The following is an 18,253-nucleotide window of genomic DNA, read 5'->3' on the forward strand; positions in this document are numbered from 1 at the left end:
GATATGACCCAAATCGACTATACCCGCGCCGCCAAGTACTTTCTTCTGCAGGACTTCTGGGTCGGCTTTAAACTGGGGATGAAGTACTTTTTCGCCCCCAAAGCCACCATCAACTATCCGCATGAGAAGGGCCCGCTGTCGCCGCGTTTCCGGGGCGAACACGCCCTGCGCCGTTATCCGAACGGTGAGGAACGCTGCATCGCCTGCAAACTGTGCGAGGCGGTCTGCCCTGCGCAGGCCATCACCATCGACGCCGAACCGCGCGAAGACGGGAGCCGCCGCACCACGCGTTATGACATCGACATGACCAAGTGCATCTATTGCGGTTTCTGCCAAGAGGCCTGCCCGGTCGATGCCATCGTCGAAGGCCCGAACTTCGAATTCGCCACGGAAACCCGTGAAGAGCTGTTCTACGACAAGCAGAAGCTGCTCGACAACGGCGAACGCTGGGAAGCTGAGATCGCCCGCAATCTGGAAATGGACGCGCCGTACCGATGAGTGACAGTCCGACAAATCCGTTCGAGCTGATGATGAAGCAGGCTCAGGACATGGCCAAGGCGATGAACCCGGCGATGGAAAGCTTCTCGCCCAAAGGGTTCGAGGCGCTGTGGCCGACCATGCCCAAAGAGGTCATGGAGATGATGTTCGGCAACACCGTCAACAAGGATGGGCTGGATGCCAAGACGCGCCTGTTGCTAACGCTGGCCGGGCTGACCTGTCAGGGTGCTCAGGCGGATGCAGCGGTGCGCCAGACCGTGCGTCATGCGCTGGAAGCTGGCGCCAAGAAACAAGAGATCGTGGAAACGATCGGTCAGATGTCGGTCTTTGCCGGCATCCCGGCCATGACCCGTGCGCTGGATCTGGCGCAAGAGGTCATGGGCGACAACGAGGATGAGGATCAATGACCGTCTTTGCCTTCTATCTGTTTGCCATCAGCGCCATCACCGGCGGGCTGTTCACGGTGATCAGCCGCCAGCCGGTGCACTCGGTCCTGTGGCTGATCCTGTCCTTCCTGTCCGCGGCGGGGCTGTTCGTGCTGCTGGGGGCCGAGTTCGTGGCGATGCTGCTGATCATCGTTTACGTGGGCGCGGTCGCGGTTCTATTCCTGTTCGTGGTGATGATGCTGGATGTGGACTTTGCCGAGCTCAAGGCTGAGATGGCGCGCTATATGCCGCTGGCCCTGCTGATCGGTCTGGTCATCCTGATGCAGTTTGTCATGGCCTTCGGCGCATGGGACAGCGCGCAGGGTGCGGCAGCCAATCTGGCGCAGCCGGTCCCGGCGGACCGCCACAACACCGAGGCGCTCGGCGTCATTCTTTATGATCAATACTTCCTTCTGTTCCAACTGGCGGGCCTGATCCTGCTGGTGGCCATGATCGGCGCCATCGTGCTGACCCTGCGCCATCGCAAGGACATCAAGCGTCAGGACATCGTCGGCCAGATGATGCGCGACCCGGCCAAGGCGATGGAGCTTAAGGATGTGAAACCGGGGCAGGGGTTGTGAGATACAGGCTTCCAAATCTAGCGGCTTTGCTCTCTTGTCTCACATTGACTCCGTTTGCAGCAACGGCGTGCGAAGACAGGATTCAAAATGAAGGCCTAAAGCTGAAACGCGTGTTTTCAGACTGTAGTTTCAACAACGGAGCCCGAGGTCGATGGGACACGTTCAACGGCGAAGCTGTTGTCGACATAGGTAACGGTCGCATCGGACAAAGAATAAATAGCGGTAGCGGTTGTAGCCCCAAAGAGAGCTTGTTTTTCCAGAATTGCTCTACCGGAAAAGGCATTGTTATCGAAGGGGAATACAGCCAATCCAACATTGCTGGTTACCTTCCAAGTTCTATCGATCTGATACAGAAACCAGAAGGCCCGATAGGGCTGGCTTCAGATACTACTGTAGCTGACCTAGAACGGATTTCAGCCGTGCATCGATACTCGTTCACCAAAGAGCTTCGAGAGTTCTTCGGCAGAACCAAAGACCACAAGCGCATCGACTACACCTGTGGCTGCAAACTCTACTACCCCGACTCGCCAGGAGCGAAGCTATGATCGGACTTGAACACTATCTTACGGTCGCGGCGACGCTGTTCGTCATCGGCATCTTCGGTCTCTTCCTGAACCGCAAGAACGTCATCATCCTGCTGATGAGCATTGAATTGATGCTGCTGGCGGTGAATATCAACCTCGTGGCGTTTTCCAGCTTCCTCGGCGATCTGGTCGGGCAGGTATTTACGCTGTTTGTCCTGACCGTTGCGGCGGCCGAGGCGGCGATTGGTCTGGCCATTCTGGTCTGCTTCTTCCGCAACCGCGGCACCATCGCGGTTGAAGACGTCAACATGATGAAGGGGTAAGGGAATATGGAAACCACCATCCTCTTTGCCCCGCTTGTGGGCGCACTGATCTGCGGTTTTGGCTGGCGCTTCATTGGCGAGAAAGCCGCCATGTGGACGGCCACGGGCCTGTTGTTTCTGGCCTGTCTGCTGTCGTGGCTGGTATTCTTCAGCTTTGATCCCTCTGCCTATCCCGGGGGATCCTATTCGGTGCCGGTACTTCGGTTCATTGAAAGCGGTTCGCTATCGACCGAATGGGGCATCCGTCTGGACCGGCTGACGGCGATCATGCTGATCGTCGTGACGACCGTCTCGTCGCTCGTGCATCTCTATTCCTTCGGCTACATGGATCACGACCCGCAATGGCGTGAGGGCGAAAGCTATAAACCGCGCTTCTTTGCCTATCTGTCCTTCTTCACCTTCGCCATGCTGATGCTGGTGACGGCGGATAACCTAGTGCAGATGTTCTTTGGCTGGGAAGGTGTGGGTGTCGCGTCCTACTTGCTGATCGGGTTCTACTATCGCAAACCCTCTGCCAACGCCGCTGCGATCAAGGCCTTCGTGGTGAACCGGGTTGGCGACTTTGGTTTTGCGCTGGGGATTTTCGCGCTGTTCTTCCTGACTGATAGCATCAACTTCTCGGACATCTTCGCCTCGGCACCGGAACTGGCGGAAACACAACTGCACTTCCTGTGGGGTGAGTGGACCGCCATTGAGGTGATCTGTGTGCTGCTGTTCATCGGTGCGATGGGTAAATCGGCGCAGCTGATCCTGCACACGTGGTTGCCGGACGCGATGGAAGGCCCGACGCCTGTGTCGGCACTGATCCACGCCGCGACCATGGTGACTGCCGGTGTGTTCCTGGTCTGCCGCATGTCGCCGCTGATGGAATTCGCACCGGGTGCAACCGGATTTATCACCGTGCTGGGTGCGTCGACTGCGTTCTTTGCCGCGACCGTGGGTCTGGTGCAGACCGACATCAAGCGCGTCATCGCCTATTCGACCTGTTCGCAGCTGGGCTACATGTTCGTGGCGGCAGGTGTTGGCATGTATTCGGCCGCGATGTTCCACCTGTTCACGCACGCGTTCTTCAAGGCCCTGCTGTTCCTTGGCGCCGGTTCGGTGATCCACGCCATGCATCACGAGCAGGAGATGACCGAGTACGGCGGTCTGCGTAAGAAAATTCCCTATACCTTCTGGGCGATGATGATCGGGACACTGGCCATCACCGGTGTGGGTATTCCGCTGACAACCATCGGGTTCGCCGGGTTCCTGTCCAAGGACGCTATCATCGAGAGCGCCTATGCAGGCGGGTCGGCCTATGGCTTCTGGCTGCTGGTGGTCGCGGCTGCATTCACTTCGTTCTACAGCTGGCGTCTGATTTTCCTGACCTTCTACGGCAAGCCGCGTGGTGATCAGCATACACATGATCACGCGCATGAAAGCCCGATGTCCATGCTGGTGCCTTTGGGCGTGTTGTCTCTGGGAGCGGTCTTTGCCGGCATGATCTGGTACGGCAACTTCTTTGGTCACGCGGACAAGGTTGGCAAGTTCTATGGTATTCCGATGGCCGAAGCGTCCGAGCACGTAGAGGCGGGCGATCACGGCCAGACGGATGCGCATGCTGATACGGCCCATGCGGAGGATGACCACGCGTCGGACACGCAGGCGGATGACGGTCATGGTGACGAGGCTGAACATGCTGACACAGGTCACGGTGACGAGGCGGCCCATGGTGGGGATCACCACTATGTCTTCGCGGGCAAGCCGGGCGAGGGTGCCCTGTATATCGCGCCGGAGAACCACATTCTGGACGACGCGCACGCAGCTCCGAAATGGGCCAAGATTTCGCCCTTCGTTGCGATGGTGCTGGGTTTTGTCATGGCCTACTGGTTCTATATCGTGAACCCGTCGCTGCCGGGGCGTCTGGCTCAGAACCAGCGGCCGCTGTACCTGTTCCTGCTGAACAAATGGTACTTTGACGAAATCTACGACGCGATCTTCGTCAAACCCACCGTGGCGCTTGGCCGGTTCCTGTGGAAACGCGGCGATGGTAACACCATCGACGGCTTCCTGAACGGTGTCGCCATGGGCGTTGTCCCCTTCTTCACCCGCCTCGCAGGCAAGGCGCAGACGGGCTACATCTTTACTTACGCCTTCTGGATGGTTCTGGGCATTGCCGCCTTGGTCACCTGGATGTCGATCGGCGGAGGCGCACACTAATGGATAATATCCTCTCCATCGTCACCTTCATCCCCGCAGTGGCAGCCGGCATTCTGGCCCTGTTCCTGCACGGCGATGACGTGGCCGCGCAGCGCAACGCAAAATGGGTGGCTCTGGTTGCGACCACGGTGACCTTCTTGGTCTCGATCGGCATCTATACGGGCTTTGACCCGTCCAACACCGGCTTTCAGATGGTGGAAGAGGGTGAGTGGTTGCTGGGCCTGAAATACAAGATGGGTGTGGACGGCATCAGCGTTCTGTTCGTGCTGCTGACCACCTTCATCATGCCGCTGACGATTTTGGCCAGCTGGCAGGTCACCGATCGCGTCAAGGAATACATGATCGCCTTCCTGCTCTTGGAAACGCTGATGCTGGGCGTGTTCATGGCGCTGGATCTGGTTCTGTTCTATCTGTTCTTCGAGGCAGGCCTGATCCCGATGTTCCTGATCATCGGGATCTGGGGCGGTAAGGACCGCATCTATGCCAGCTTCAAGTTCTTCCTCTATACCTTCCTCGGCTCGGTGCTGATGCTGGTGGCGATGGTGGCGATGTATGCGGATGCGGGCACCACCGACATCGAAGCATTGATGAGCCATCATTTCTCGTCGGAGAGCTTTAGCGTGCTGGGCATCTATGTAGTCGGCGGGATGCAGACGCTGATGTTCCTGGCCTTCTTCGCCTCGTTTGCGGTCAAAATGCCGATGTGGCCGGTGCATACCTGGTTGCCGGACGCGCACGTGCAGGCGCCGACAGCTGGCTCGGTCGTGCTGGCGGCGATCCTGCTGAAGATGGGCGGCTATGGCTTCCTGCGGTTCAGCTTGCCGATGTTCCCTGTGGGCTCGGCGGTGATGACCGATCTGGTGCTGTGGATGTCTGCCATCGCCGTGGTCTACACCTCGCTGGTGGCGCTGGTGCAGGAGGACATGAAAAAGCTGATCGCCTATTCCTCGGTCGCGCATATGGGTTTTGTGACCATGGGAATATTCGCGGCGAACCAGCAGGGCATTGACGGAGCCATCTTTCAGATGCTCAGCCACGGGTTCATCTCGGCCGCGCTGTTCCTGTGTGTCGGCGTGATCTATGACAGGATGCACACCCGCGACATCGATGCGTACGGTGGTCTGGTGATCCGGATGCCCGCCTATGCGCTGGTCTTCATGCTGTTCACCATGGCCAATGTCGGCCTGCCGGGCACTTCTGGCTTTATCGGAGAGTTCCTGACCCTGATGGGCGCGTTCCAGGTCAACACTTGGGTAACCGCAGTGGCCGCGACCGGTGTGATCTTCTCGGCGGCTTACGCGCTGTGGCTGTATCGCCGCGTGGTCTTTGGCGACCTGATCAAGGAAAGCCTAAAGGCAATGACTGACATGAGCTCGCGCGAGCGGCTGATTTTTGCGCCGCTGATCGTGATGACGATCCTGCTGGGCGTCTACCCGTCGCTGGTGACCGATGTGATCGGCAACTCGACCGCTGCACTGATTTCGAACTATGACACGGCGCTGGCCGCGGCTGAGGCCGTGACCCAGGCGGCCGCTTCGCATTAAGGAGGCTTTGGAGACATGATCCAGGCTGATCTGACAATAATCCTGCCAGAGATCGTTCTGGCCGTATATGCGATGGCCGCTCTGATAGGGGCTGTCTACACTGCGAAAGACGCGCTGGCGCCAGTTCTGGTTTGGTCAACGGCCGGTCTGATGGCGCTGCTGGCCATTTGGATTGCCACCAATGGCGATGGCGTCAACGTGGCCTTCAACGGCATGTTCATCGACGACGGGTTCTCGCGTTTTGCCAAGGTTGCGGTCCTTCTGTCCGCCGCCGCTGTTCTGGTGATGAGTCAAGATTACATGTCGCGCCGCGGGTTGCTGCGGTTCGAATACCCGCTGCTGGTGGCCTTGGCCGCCGTGGGCATGATGATGATGGTCAGCGCCGGCGACCTGATGTCCCTGTATATGGGGCTGGAGCTGCAGTCGCTGTCCCTTTACGTCGTGGCCGCCCTGCGCCGCGACAGCGCGAAGTCGACCGAAGCGGGTCTGAAGTATTTCGTGCTTGGCGCGCTCAGCTCGGGCCTGCTGCTGTATGGCGCGTCGCTGGTCTATGGCTTTACTGGAACCACCCTGTTCTCGGGCATCATCCAGACCGTTCATCACGGAGACATCTCGGTCGGCCTGCTGTTCGGCCTGATCTTCCTGATCTCGGGTCTGGCGTTCAAGGTCTCGGCCGTGCCGTTCCACATGTGGACACCGGACGTCTACGAGGGCTCGCCCACGCCGATCACCGCCTTCTTTGCCACCGCGCCGAAAGTGGCGGCGATGGCGCTGTTTGCCCGTCTGATGCATGACGCCTTTGGTGGAGTGGTCAAGGATTGGCAGCAGGTGATCGTTCTGCTGTCCGTGCTGTCGATGCTGCTGGGTGCGGTTGCTGCGATTGGGCAGCGTAACATCAAGCGGCTGATGGCGTTCTCGTCGATTGCCCATATGGGCTATGCGCTGATCGGTCTGGCGGCAGGTACGGAAATGGGCATCAAGGCGATGCTGATGTATCTGGCGATCTACGTGACCATGAATATCGGCACCTTTGCCTTCATCCTGATGATGGAGCGTGATGGCAAACCCGTCACCGATATTGACGCGCTGCGTCAGTATTCCAAGCGCGATCCCGGCAAGGCTCTGGCCGTGCTGATCCTGATGTTCAGCCTTGCGGGCGTGCCGCCGATGCTGGGCTTTTTCGCCAAGTTCGGCGTCTGGCAGGCGGGCATCAGTGCAGGGCTGACCGGGCTGGTCATCGTCTCGGCCATCGCGTCCGTGATCGGTGCGTTCTATTACCTGCGGATCGTTTTCTACATGTATTTCGGGGAAGAGAACGAAGATCCGATCGAAACACGGTCCACGCCGGTACTGTGGGTCGCTCTGATGGGCTCGGCTGCGCTGATGCTGGTTGGCGTGTTTTATCAGTTCGGCATCGAAGGCGCGGCGGCAGCCGCGGCGGCAACGCTTGTCAACTGACGTGTCAGACATCCAATTGCAGGAGGCTCGGTCAACGGACTGGGCCTTTTTGCCATGACCGATTGGCCACAAGGATACGGCCTGCACATCGTGCAGGAGGTCGACAGCACGCTGAACGAGGCCGCCCGGCTTGCCCCAACCGCACCGGGTCCGGTCTGGATCATGGCGCACCACCAGACAGCAGCGCGCGGACGACGGGGCCGCACCTGGGCCAATCCCAAGGGCAATCTGGCGGCGACCCTGTTGATGCGCCCGCAGGGTAATCCGGAACAGGCGGCGCTGCGCAGTTTTGTGGCGGCGCTGGCTTTGTTCGACGCTTGTGTTGCGGTGACTGGCCGGGCGGCGGGACTGTCCTTGAAATGGCCCAATGATGTGCTGCTGAACGGCGGCAAGCTGGCCGGTATCCTGTTGGAAAGCACCGGGCAGGGGCGTGAACTGTCTCATTTGGCCATCGGCATCGGAGTAAACCTCGCTGAGGCGCCCCCGGCCTATGCCGTCGAACAAAGCGCCGTTCGTCCCGTCTCGTTGCTGTCAGAGACCGGTGCTGCTGTTATCCCCGAGGATTTTCTGACCGAACTGGCCTCGGCCTATGCGCGGTATGAAACTCAGTTCACGACCTACGGGTTCGAACCGATCCGCACCGCCTGGCTGTCGCGCGCTGCCAAGTTGGGCGAGGTGATCACCGCACGCACCTCGACCTCGGAAACGGTGGGAACCTTTGAAACCGTGGACACGAACGGCAACCTTGTCCTAAAGACTGCCAAGGGCCGCGTCAGCATTCCGGCTGCGGATGTGTTTTTCTGAAGGAGACGCAGATGCTTCTGGCAATTGACTGCGGCAACACCAACACCGTTTTCTCGATTTGGGATGGCGAGAAATTTCTGTGCACGCTGCGCACTTCGACCCACCATTCCCGCACGGCGGACGCCTATTTCACCTGGTATTCGACGCTGGTGAAACACTATGGGATCGACGCGGACATCACCGATGTGGTGATCGCCTCGACCGTGCCGCGCGTGGTGTTCAACCTGCGCATCTTTGCCGACCGCTTCTTTGGCTGCCGCCCGCTTGTTGTGGGCAAGCCGGAATGCCTGCTGCCGGTGGCACCGCGTATCGACGAAGGGACCGTTCCCGGACCCGACCGGCTAGCCAACGCGGTCGGCGCGTTTGACCGTCACGGCGGTGACGTGGTGGTGGTCGATTTCGGGACGGCTACGAATTTCGACGTGGTCGCATCTGACGGCGCCTATGTCGGCGGCATCATTGCGCCCGGCGTGAACCTCAGCCTTGAGGCGCTGCACCAAGGGGCGGCGGCCTTGCCCCATATCGACATCACCCGGCCTGAAAAGGTGATTGGTACAAATACGGTTGGCTGCATTCAGTCTGGCGTGTATTGGGGCTATTCCGGCTTGATCGAGGGGCTGATTGCCCGGATCAAAGAGGAATACGGAATGCCGATGAAAGTGGTCGGCACCGGCGGGCTTGCGCCTTTGTTCGATCAGGCGGATGTCGGGTTTGACGCGATCGAAGATGATCTGACGATGCACGGGCTGACCGTGATCCATCGCTATAACAAGGAAAATGGCTCATCATGAGCAGTGAACGATTGATCTATCTGCCGCTGGGCGGTGCCGGCGAAATTGGCATGAACGCCTATGTCTATGGCTATGGCAAACCGGGGAAAGAGCGTCTGATCCTCGTCGATCTGGGGGTGACATTCCCGGACATGGACACGACTCCGGGGGTTGATCTGATCCACGCCGATATCTCGTGGCTGCAGGAACGCGCCGACCGGCTGGATGCCGTGTTCGTCACCCATGCGCACGAGGATCACGTGGGCGCGGTTGCGCATTGCTATGAAGCATTGGGGGCTCCGGTTTATGCGCGCGCTTTCACCGCCAACATCGCCCGCCGCAAGATGGAAGAGCACGGCCACCCCGAGGATGCGGTACAGACAGCCTCGGCCTGGCCCGAGCAGATTTCGGTTGGTCCGTTCAAGGTCGGGTTCCTGCCAGTTTCGCATTCGATCCCCGAAAGCGCCGCACTGGTGATCGACACGCCCGAGGGCCGGATCGTACATTCCGGGGATTTCAAACTGGATACGCAGCCTGTGGTGGGCGAACCGTTTGACCCCGACCTGTGGGCCGAGATTGCCAAACCCGGCGTCAAGGCGTTGGTCTGTGACAGCACCAATGTGTTCTCGTCCCATGCGGGCCGCTCGGAATCCGAAGTTGGCCCCGAGATCACCAAGCTGGTGGAAAGCGCCGAGGGCATGGTGGTCGCAACCACTTTTGCCTCGAACGTGGCGCGGGTGAAGACGCTGGCCGAAGCGGGCGCACGGGCCGGACGCTCGGTCGTGTTGCTGGGCCGTGCGATGCGTCGGATGATCGAAGCGGCGACGGAAACCGGCATCCTGTCGGATTTCCCCAAGGTCGTCAGCGCCGAAGAGGCCGTGGACCTGCCGCGCCAGAACCTGATGCTGATCGTGACTGGTAGCCAGGGTGAGCGCCGCGCTGCCAGCGCGCAACTGGCGCGTGGCAAGTATCGTGGGATCGAGTTGAAAGAGGGCGACCTGTTCCTGTTCTCGTCCAAGACCATCCCCGGCAACGAACGTGGCGTGATCTTCATCATCAACCAGCTCAGTGAAAAGGGCGTCGATGTGGTGGATGACAGCTCGGGTCTTTACCACGTGTCCGGCCACGCCAACCGCCCCGATCTTGAAAGGGTGCACGCACTGATCGACCCGCAGATGGTGATCCCGATGCATGGCGAACACCGCCATCTGCGCGAACATGCAAAACTGGCCGAATCTGGTGGGCGCACTGGCATTCTGGCCGTGAACGGCACGATGCTGGACCTGACCGGCAATGAACCCAAGGTGGCCGACTATATCGAAACCGGCCGCACGTATCTGGATGGCACCGTCAAGGTTGGCGCGCTGGACGGGGTCGTGCGCGATCGTATCCGTATGGCTCTGAACGGGCATGTGACGGTGACGGTCATTCTGGATGAAGAGGACGAACCCCTGGGTGAGCCGTGGTGCGACACGATGGGCTTGCCCGAGATCGGAATCTCTAGGGCCGCCCTGGTCGAGGTGCTGGAAGAAGATCTGAACCAATTCCTGATGCGCGCCGATGCCAAAACCCTGCGCGACGATGACAAGCTGGAAGAAGCCATGCGCCGCATCGTGCGTCAGACGGCCAAAGCCGAGATTGGCAAAAAGCCCGAAGTGACCGCGGTGATCAGCCGGATGAAGTGACGCCTAATCCGCGTCAGGCATCGGATAGCCTTTGAGTTGCAGGAACAGGCTCTGTTCCTCGGTATGCAGGTAGAGGGGCACGGTCGCAGGCGGCTCGGGGTTTGAAACCCGGGCCGCGATTTCGGCCAGAACCACCTCGGTGATGAACGGCAAATCCAAATCGCGCGCGCGGTCGAGCGGAACCCATTGCAGGTGGGACAGCTCATCCGAGGCGCGGCTGAAGTCGTCCAGATCGCCCTGAATCGCGTTGGCATCGACCAGAAAGAAGCGCGCGTCGAAACGGCGGGGGCGGCCCGGCGGTGTCACCGCCCGGAACACGAATTGCAGGGCGTCAGCCGAGGGACGAAACCCCATGGAAGCAAAGCCCTGCCAGTCCTCGGGCACCGCGCCGCTCCAAGTGCCGGGTTCACCGAGAATAAGCCCGGTTTCTTCCCATAATTCGCGGATCGCCGCCGCGGCCAGCGCAGTCTGCAGCCCCGGTTCGGACTTTTCGTTCAACCGTTCGCGGCAAAGCTCGGGCATGGGGGCCGCCAGCGGAATTTCTTCATCCGCCGCATCAACCGCACCACCGGGAAACACGAACTTGTTGGGCATGAAGACGGCTTTTGCCCCGCGCTGCCCCATCAGGATCGATGGTTCGGTCAAACGGTCCCGCAGGACGATGACCGTCGCCGCGTTCCGTATCGCTGACTTGTCTTCTGTCATCCGCTGATCGACCTGTCTGCGCGGGTCATTGCGCTTTTTCAAAACCGTGCATCCGGCGCGCCCATTGATAGGCAACCACAGCGCCTTTCAGCCGGGGGAGCAGGAACAGCGACAGCGCAGTGCATCCGATGGCAAAGATCAGGAACATGGTCATGGGTTCGGGGCGGAACTCGACATAGGTCACGTGCAGCGCCGGAGCCAGCAGGTGACCGACCAGCAGAATGGTCAGATAGGCCGGGCCGTCATCCGCCCGGTGGTGGAACAGCTCTTGCCCGCAATTGCTGCAGCTATCGTTGACCTTCAGGTAGCCCCGCAGCAGCTTGCCTTCGCCACATTTCGGGCAACGGCCGCGAAAGCCTTTGATCAATGCGGGCCGTGTGGGGCGGTCATTCTCGGTTGTGGTGTCGATCGTCTGATCTGTCATTTTGAAACTCGCGCGTTCGAATGCGCAGGATAATGCGCTTGTTTTGTCCCGCAGAAAAGGGGGGTGCGGCGCTTTGTGACTTAGGTCGGCTGCAACTGGCTGTCAAAAAAATCTGATTTTTGCGACGGAACCCGCGCGCCGACCCGTTTGAACCTATGTGAGCAGCGGCGATGGGGCCGCAAAACAAAGGAAAAACGATATGAAAAGCGCGAAATTCATTCCGGCCATCCTGATCTCGGCCGTTGCAGTCACAGGCACCTCGGTTCTGGCGGCCGGGCCGAAGGATCGCGAACCCGCGAGCTTTCAGGAACTGGACGCCAATGGTGATGGCCAACTGACCCAGGAAGAGATGCAGGCCTTCCGAACGCAACGATTCACCGAGGCCGACACGAATGGCGATGGTCAGTTGAGCGTCGAGGAGATGCAGGCTGCGGCGCAAAAGAAAGCCAATGACCGTGTGACCAAGATGTTCGAAAGGCAGGATGCCAACAAAGACGGTTTTCTGAGCGAGGACGAGTTGCCCAAACCGCGCCGCGCTGGCAAGATGTTTGACCGTATCGACGCGGATAACAGCGGAACGATCTCGGAACAGGAATATGCCGATGCAAAAGAGCGGATGGGCCGGAAGCACAAAAAGCACGGCAAAGCGGGCTCTGACGACAATTGATGAAGGATGGAGGATCTGACCTCCCCCTTGCACGAAGTCCGTGGCGCGCCGTGCGCCGCGGACATGTCGGACGATGCGTTGCTGCGGCAGTTTGCCAAGGGCGATGCAGCGGCCGCGCGCGCGTTGACAGGTCGGCTGGCACCGCGGTGTTTGTCGGTGGCTATGCGAATGCTGGGCAATCGGACCGAGGCCGAAGACGTCACGCAGGATGCGATGATGCGGCTGTGGCAGATGGCACCGAACTGGGTGTCCGGGCAGGCCAAGGTGTCAACCTGGCTGTACCGTGTAACGCTGAACCTGTGTGTGGATATACAGCGCAAGAAACGGCCGGACCGTCTGGACGAAGTTCCGGAACCCGAGGATGGCGACCTCAGTGCAGCGGATCGGATGCAGGACGCGGCGCGCAAGGACGCCTTGCAGGCGGCGTTATCGCAATTGCCGGACCGCCAGAGGCAGGCGGTGATCTTGCGGCATATCGAGGAGTTACCCAACCCGGAAATCGCCGGGATCATGGGTGTTTCGACGGAAGCGGTGGAAAGTCTGACCGCGCGCGGAAAACGCGCCTTGGCCGCGATACTGGCCGGGCGGCAAGATGAACTGGGGTACGAAGATGGCTGAGAACGACACGGAACTTGACCAGTTGTTTGCCCAGGCACGGCAAACCCGACCCGAATTGACCGATGATCTGGCGGTCCGTATCCTGACGGATGCCGAAACAGTGCGTCTGGACCGCCTGAAACCCGCAGCACAGCCGCGCCCGGTCTGGTCGCGGATCCTGGACGGGATCGGTGGTTGGCAGAGCATGAGCGGTCTGGTTGCGGCCAGCGCGGCGGGTGTTTGGATCGGCTTGTCGGCACCGGGCTTTCTGCCCGACCCCGCGACGATTATCTACCCACAAGAGACCAGCTTTGTGGTCGCTGATCTTGGTCTGGACACAACCTTTCTGGAGGACGCCGAATGAGCGATAATGCCAAGCCCAAAAGACGGTGGGTAACGGTTCTGCTGACCGTGTCGCTGGCGCTGAACCTGTTGATCGTCGGGGTTGCCCTGGGCACGGTTTATCGGGTCAAGGGTGGGGATCACGGCAAGGCACCTCCGGGATTTGGACCTGCGATTTACCGGGCGTTGCCCAAAGAGGATCGGAAAGCCCTGCGCGGGGAACTGTCCGGGCGGCATGCGACGGGGGCGAAACTCCGGTCTCAGGATTTTGCTGCGCTTGAGGCCGCCTTGCGGGCAGCGCCATTTGACCCATCGGTCGTACAGGCGTTGCTGCAGCAACAGGCGCAGGCCATGGCCGAATTGCAAGGCGCATTGCAGGATGAATGGCTGGACCGGATCACCGCGATGACGGATGCCGAGCGTCAGGTTTATGCGGACCGGCTGCAAGAGGTTGTGCAGCGCAAACGTCACGGGCGTAAGCACAAGGACTGACCGCGTCAGGCAGCGCTTTGCCGAACCCGAACCTGATTGCGCCCGGCTGTTTTGGCGGCGTATAGCGCGATGTCGGCCGATTTGATCAATCCTTCCAGCCCCGCAGGCTGAAGCGTGGGTGAGGTCACATTGGCATGGGTTGCAATCAGCCCGATGCTGATCGTCACCGGGATGGGGGCAGGGGTGTCCGGTAGGTCGAATGGTTCCCGGCGGATGCAGTCACACAGGCTGCGGGCCAGTTTTAGAGCCTGGGCTTGCGTGGTCTGCGACAGGCCGATCATGAACTCTTCCCCGCCGATCCGGGCAATGAAACCGGCCGAACCGACGGCCTGCTTCAACCGTTTGGCTGCCTCGGTCAGAACCAGATCCCCTCCGGTGTGGCCGAATTTGTCGTTGATGGCCTTGAAATAGTCTAGATCGGCCAGCATCACCGCAAAGCCTTTTCCGGCGCGCGTGGACTGATGGGCGATCTGATCCATCGCGCGCATCGCATAGCGGCGGTTGTGCAGCCCGGTCAGAGGATCCACCCAGGAGTCGACCAGCCCACGCCGTAATGAGGCGCGCATCTGATCCAGCCGCGTCTTGCGCTTGATCTGGCTGTCCAGACGCAACAGCGCCTCTTCCGCGCAGAACCCGTCCATGCAGATCGCGTCGGCGCCCCGGTCCAGCGCCTCCGAGGCCAGCGCGGCATTCTCTTCCCCGAGAACCCCGATAAGAACCGTGTGCCGGGTGGTGCTTCGGGATTTCAGATCTGCCAGCAGGTTCAGACTCGATGGGTTTGTGCTGATTTCAAAGATGATGGCATCAGGCACCGGCCCTGACAAAACGCCGTGCAGGTTTGTTGATGTATGCGCGGACAAGCTGTGCCGCGTGCGTTTCGACAGGGCGTTCTGCCACAACGTCCCGGTCCGTGCAGATTGCGTCAGAATGGCCACACGGGCCGCTTTGGGGGGCATGAAGGGTGCGGTGCCGGGCTCTGCAAAGCCCATGGGGTGTGAACCGGATTCGACGTGCAGATCCTGTGTTTCGGCCCGTGCTCGCAACAGGCTGCGCACTCTTGCCAGCAGGAAAGTGTCTTTGAACGGGTGCACCAGAACATCGTCCAACCCATCCGCCAGGGCCTTCAACCGGGCGGCCTTGTCGTTTTGCGGCGCGATCGCCACCACCGGCACCCCGATCAGGTCCGGATCAGCCTGAACCAGCCTTTTGACATCCGCCGCAGTCCCATCCGGCAAGGTCTGAGACGTCAGCACCAGATCGGGCTTGGCGCGCCGTAACAGCCCGGCGAGGCCCTGAAGCCTTTCGCCCTGTACGACGTGGTACCATGCTGCCGTCAGTTGGACCTTCAGCATGATGCGATTGGTTGAGGTCCCGTCGAGGACAAGGATGGTTCCCTGCACGGCCATATCAGTCACCATTGATTGCATGCGTTGCCAAAGTGTTTATGAGTCTGGTTAACAAACCCTTTCCGCGACCTGATCCGGGGCAATTTTATGTCAATCTCCGCCCAATCTGCAGAAACGCTGGCGCTCAATGTCTTGGGCTGGCTGGTCGGTAACGACGAATTGCTGCCGATTTTTCTGGGGTCTACCGGTGCATCGGCGCAGGATCTGCGTGACCGGGCGGGCGAACCGGAGTTCCTGGGATCGGTTCTGGAGTTTCTTATGCTTGACGATTCGTGGGTGATCGCTTTCTGTGACGCCAACTCCGTGCCTTATGATCATCCCGGTCAGGCGCGCGCGGTGTTGTCTGGTGGCGCCGACGTCCACTGGACCTGATCCAACAACCTTGCAGGAGCATTCAATGCCCATCGACGCGATCCTGTTCGACAAGGACGGAACCCTGTTTGATTTTGGCAATACCTGGGGCGCGTTTGGACGCAACATGGTGCTGCGTCTGGCCGGTGGCGATCATACGCGCGCCGCCGAACTGGGTAGGATCATCGGATTTGATCTCGAGACGGCCACATATTCAGAAGACAGCATCGTTATAGCTGCTACAGTCGAAGAGATAGCCGATCTTCTCGCCCAGCATATTCAGGACACTTCCAAAGAGGAACTGATCGATGTGTTGAATGCCGAAGCCGCCGCAGCGCCGCAGGCTCAGGCCATTCCGTTGGTGCCTTTTCTGGAAGGGTTGCGGCAGGCCGGGTTCAAATTGGGAGTGGCGACCAATGACAGCGAAGCACCGGCACTGCAGCACTTGGCCTCGGTTGGAATTCACGAGCATTTCGATTTTGTCGCTGGGTATGACAGTGGCCACGGTTTCAAGCCGGGGCCAGGGCAGTTGCTGGCCTTTGCGGCTCATGTCGGTGTGGCCCCGGAGCAAGTAGCCATGGTTGGGGACAGCCTGCATGACCTGCAAGCCGGGCGCGCTGCCGGGATGACCACGATTGGTGTTCTCACGGGACTGGCTCCGGCCGAAGCGCTGGCGCCGATGGCGGATGTCGTGTTGCCTGATATCGGGCATATACCCGACTGGCTGTCCAAAATCTGATCGCGCCGCGGCCAATTTCGGCGTTTCGGGACAAGAAACCGACATAGACTGTCGCAGACAGAGCGGCCAGACACCTGCCTTCGGGGCTTGCATGGGAGTACGCAAGTTCCGGAGGATCAAATGGCTGACACGAAAAGGCGCAAACGTCGCAGTGGGGGACGGGCCGGTGCCGCCGAACGCAGGGGCAGCGCGGTCATCGACCAGATGCCGTGGAACCCTCCGGTCAATATCGACCATCCGACCGAACCGTTGGATCAGGCGGGGATCGAGGCGATCCACGAAGGGGCCATGCGTATCCTCGAAGAGATCGGGATCGAGTTCTACAACGAAGAGGCCATCGGCATTCTTCGCGAGGCCGGATGTACCATCGATGGCGACAACGTCCGCATGGGCCGGGAATTTGTGATGGAGATGGTGGCCAAGGCGCCATCGCGCTTTACCATTACGCCGCGCAACCCCGACCGGGCGATTGAAATCGGCGGCCGGACCATGGTGTTCGGCAACGTGTCGTCTCCGCCGAACTACTGGGACATGGAGATCGGCACCAAGGTTCCCGGCAATCGCGAGATGTGCCGAAACCTGTTGAAACTGACGCAGTATTTCAACTGTATCCACTTCGCTGGGGGCTATCCGGTCGAGCCGGTCGATATCCACGCCAGCATCCGGCATCTGGATGTCCTTTATGACAAGCTGACCCTGACGGACAAAGCAATGCACGCCTATTCACTGGGCAAGGAACGCGTCGAAGACGTGATGGAGATGGTCAGAATCGCGGGCGGCCTGAGCCATGAAGAGTTCGAAGCATCGCCGCGGATGTACACCAACATCAACTCGACCTCGCCGCTGAAGCACGATCACCCGATGATTGATGGCTGTCTGCGCCTTGCACGACGTGGGCAGGCGATCGTGGTGACTCCGTTCACCCTTGCAGGGGCAATGGCGCCGGTGACGATGGCCGGGGCCGTGGCGCAATCGCTGGCCGAGGCGTTGTGTGCGATTGCCTTGTTCCAATACGTCCGCCCGGGGATACCCTGCGTAATCGGGACGTTCACGTCGAATGTGGACATGAAGTCGGGGGCTCCGGCCTTTGGCACGCCGGAATATATGCGCTCGACCCAAATGACCGGGCAGATGGCGCGGTACTACGGCTTGCCGATGCGGTCGTCAGGGGTTTGTGCGGCCAACGTGCCTGACGGGCAATCGGTGTGGGAGACGTCGAATTCCCTGTGGGCCGCCGTCCAGTCGGGCACCAACATGGTCTATCACGCGGCGGGATGGCTTGAGGGCGGGCTGATCGCCAGCCCTGAGAAATTCATCATGGACTGCGAAATCCTGCAGCAGATCCAACGCTATATGCAGCCCGAGGTTACCGCGACCGGGCCTGACGAGATTGCCCTTGAGGCGATCCGTGCGGTTGGCAATGACGGCCATTTCTTTGGCGTTCAGCACACGCAGGATCGTTATACCACGGCGTTTTACCAGCCCTTTCTCAGTGACTGGAGGAACTACGAAGGCTGGAACGTCGCGGGCGGTATCTGGACGGCGGATCGGGCACATCACATGTTCAAGGAAATCATCACCAGCTTTGAATCTCCGCCGATGGATGAAGGTATCCGCGAAGAACTGGCCGAATTTGTCACCCGCCGGAAGGCCGAAGGCGGGGCGCCGACGGATTTCTAGTTTTTAGTCAATGGTTTCGATCATTAGACTTGATCA

General features: G+C 60.0%; 20 protein-coding genes. 17 read left to right on the forward strand and 3 right to left on the reverse strand.

Annotated features, from left to right (window positions below; translation table 11 throughout):
* Positions 1-3: 3 nt before the first annotated feature.
* The 10 genes from nuoI to ACOQFT_RS18925 all read left to right on the forward strand — a co-directional run bounded on the left by nuoI (position 4) and on the right by ACOQFT_RS18925 (position 10,814).
* Entirely contained in the window at positions 4-498 is a 495-nt protein-coding gene (gene nuoI, locus ACOQFT_RS18880) for an NADH-quinone oxidoreductase subunit NuoI (RefSeq protein WP_170400323.1), read from the forward strand.
* Complete coding sequence (locus ACOQFT_RS18885; protein WP_421599409.1) at positions 495-905, forward strand: carboxymuconolactone decarboxylase family protein; 411 nt, start codon at positions 495-497, stop codon at positions 903-905. The genes nuoI and ACOQFT_RS18885 overlap by 4 nt, the downstream gene beginning before the upstream one ends.
* Entirely contained in the window at positions 902-1,504 is a 603-nt protein-coding gene (locus ACOQFT_RS18890; protein WP_421599410.1) for an NADH-quinone oxidoreductase subunit J, read from the forward strand. The genes ACOQFT_RS18885 and ACOQFT_RS18890 overlap by 4 nt, the downstream gene beginning before the upstream one ends.
* A gap of 541 nt (positions 1,505-2,045) precedes the next feature.
* Positions 2,046-2,351, forward strand: a complete 306-nt coding sequence (nuoK, locus tag ACOQFT_RS18895; protein WP_005984024.1) for an NADH-quinone oxidoreductase subunit NuoK — start codon at positions 2,046-2,048, stop codon at positions 2,349-2,351.
* Between the two features lie 6 nt (positions 2,352-2,357).
* Positions 2,358-4,553: an NADH-quinone oxidoreductase subunit L gene (nuoL, locus tag ACOQFT_RS18900; RefSeq protein WP_421599411.1), complete on the forward strand. Its 2,196-nt coding sequence runs from the start codon at positions 2,358-2,360 to the stop codon at positions 4,551-4,553.
* The gene (locus ACOQFT_RS18905) at positions 4,553-6,097 is read left to right on the forward strand and encodes an NADH-quinone oxidoreductase subunit M (protein WP_421599412.1); all 1,545 of its coding nucleotides are present in this window, start codon (positions 4,553-4,555) and stop codon (positions 6,095-6,097) included. Before nuoL ends, ACOQFT_RS18905 begins: the two co-directional genes overlap by 1 nt.
* 15 nt (positions 6,098-6,112) lie before the next feature.
* On the forward strand, positions 6,113-7,555 hold the full coding sequence (nuoN, locus tag ACOQFT_RS18910) for an NADH-quinone oxidoreductase subunit NuoN (protein WP_170441396.1): 1,443 nt from the start codon (positions 6,113-6,115) through the stop codon (positions 7,553-7,555).
* 54 nt (positions 7,556-7,609) lie between these two features.
* On the forward strand, positions 7,610-8,359 hold the full coding sequence (locus ACOQFT_RS18915) for a biotin--[acetyl-CoA-carboxylase] ligase (RefSeq protein WP_421599413.1): 750 nt from the start codon (positions 7,610-7,612) through the stop codon (positions 8,357-8,359).
* Between the two features lie 11 nt (positions 8,360-8,370).
* Positions 8,371-9,150 carry a type III pantothenate kinase gene (locus ACOQFT_RS18920; protein WP_421599414.1) on the forward strand — a complete coding sequence of 260 codons (780 nt, stop codon included), beginning with the start codon at positions 8,371-8,373 and terminating at the stop codon, positions 9,148-9,150.
* Positions 9,147-10,814, forward strand: a complete 1,668-nt coding sequence (locus tag ACOQFT_RS18925; protein ID WP_421599415.1) for a ribonuclease J — start codon at positions 9,147-9,149, stop codon at positions 10,812-10,814. The genes ACOQFT_RS18920 and ACOQFT_RS18925 overlap by 4 nt, the downstream gene beginning before the upstream one ends.
* A 3-nt stretch (positions 10,815-10,817) precedes the next feature.
* Here ACOQFT_RS18925 and ACOQFT_RS18930 read toward each other — a convergent pair whose 3' ends face one another.
* Positions 10,818-11,519 (reverse strand): NUDIX hydrolase, encoded by a 702-nt coding sequence (locus ACOQFT_RS18930; protein ID WP_421599416.1) that lies wholly within the window; start codon positions 11,517-11,519, stop codon positions 10,818-10,820.
* A 25-nt stretch (positions 11,520-11,544) separates the two neighbouring features.
* Positions 11,545-11,943 carry a DUF983 domain-containing protein gene (locus ACOQFT_RS18935; RefSeq protein ID WP_421599417.1) on the reverse strand — a complete coding sequence of 133 codons (399 nt, stop codon included), beginning with the start codon at positions 11,941-11,943 and terminating at the stop codon, positions 11,545-11,547.
* A 199-nt stretch (positions 11,944-12,142) separates the two neighbouring features.
* Here ACOQFT_RS18935 and ACOQFT_RS18940 point away from each other — a divergent pair, with 199 nt between their 5' ends.
* Genes ACOQFT_RS18940 through ACOQFT_RS18955 form a run of 4 tightly spaced genes read left to right on the forward strand, consistent with a single transcriptional unit; the run spans position 12,143 to position 14,041 of the window.
* Positions 12,143-12,610, forward strand: a complete 468-nt coding sequence (locus ACOQFT_RS18940; RefSeq protein ID WP_421599418.1) for an EF-hand domain-containing protein — start codon at positions 12,143-12,145, stop codon at positions 12,608-12,610.
* Positions 12,611-12,616: 6 nt separating this feature from the next.
* A complete protein-coding gene (locus ACOQFT_RS18945; protein ID WP_421599419.1) occupies positions 12,617-13,228 on the forward strand; it encodes an RNA polymerase sigma factor in 612 nt (203 codons plus the stop codon).
* Positions 13,221-13,571 (forward strand): hypothetical protein, encoded by a 351-nt coding sequence (locus tag ACOQFT_RS18950; protein WP_421599420.1) that lies wholly within the window; start codon positions 13,221-13,223, stop codon positions 13,569-13,571. Before ACOQFT_RS18945 ends, ACOQFT_RS18950 begins: the two co-directional genes overlap by 8 nt.
* Positions 13,568-14,041, forward strand: a complete 474-nt coding sequence (locus tag ACOQFT_RS18955) for a periplasmic heavy metal sensor (RefSeq protein ID WP_421599421.1) — start codon at positions 13,568-13,570, stop codon at positions 14,039-14,041. Before ACOQFT_RS18950 ends, ACOQFT_RS18955 begins: the two co-directional genes overlap by 4 nt.
* Positions 14,042-14,046: 5 nt before the next feature.
* On the opposite strand, the gene ACOQFT_RS18960 is transcribed toward ACOQFT_RS18955, so the two are convergent.
* Positions 14,047-15,447, reverse strand: coding sequence for a diguanylate cyclase (locus tag ACOQFT_RS18960; protein WP_421599422.1), 1,401 nt, complete (start codon positions 15,445-15,447; stop codon positions 14,047-14,049).
* Positions 15,448-15,534: 87 nt separating this feature from the next.
* Here ACOQFT_RS18960 and ACOQFT_RS18965 point away from each other — a divergent pair, with 87 nt between their 5' ends.
* The 3 genes from ACOQFT_RS18965 to ACOQFT_RS18975 all read left to right on the forward strand — a co-directional run bounded on the left by ACOQFT_RS18965 (position 15,535) and on the right by ACOQFT_RS18975 (position 18,217).
* Positions 15,535-15,819, forward strand: a complete 285-nt coding sequence (locus ACOQFT_RS18965) for a DUF3572 domain-containing protein (RefSeq protein ID WP_421599423.1) — start codon at positions 15,535-15,537, stop codon at positions 15,817-15,819.
* 25 nt (positions 15,820-15,844) lie between these two features.
* Positions 15,845-16,537: an HAD family hydrolase gene (locus ACOQFT_RS18970; protein ID WP_421599424.1), complete on the forward strand. Its 693-nt coding sequence runs from the start codon at positions 15,845-15,847 to the stop codon at positions 16,535-16,537.
* A 120-nt stretch (positions 16,538-16,657) separates the two neighbouring features.
* Complete coding sequence (locus ACOQFT_RS18975; RefSeq protein ID WP_421599425.1) at positions 16,658-18,217, forward strand: trimethylamine methyltransferase family protein; 1,560 nt, start codon at positions 16,658-16,660, stop codon at positions 18,215-18,217.
* Positions 18,218-18,253: the final 36 nt, after the last annotated feature.

Source organism: Ruegeria sp. MALMAid1280 (assembly GCF_049195285.1).
Taxonomy (GTDB): Bacteria; Pseudomonadota; Alphaproteobacteria; order Rhodobacterales; family Rhodobacteraceae; genus Ruegeria.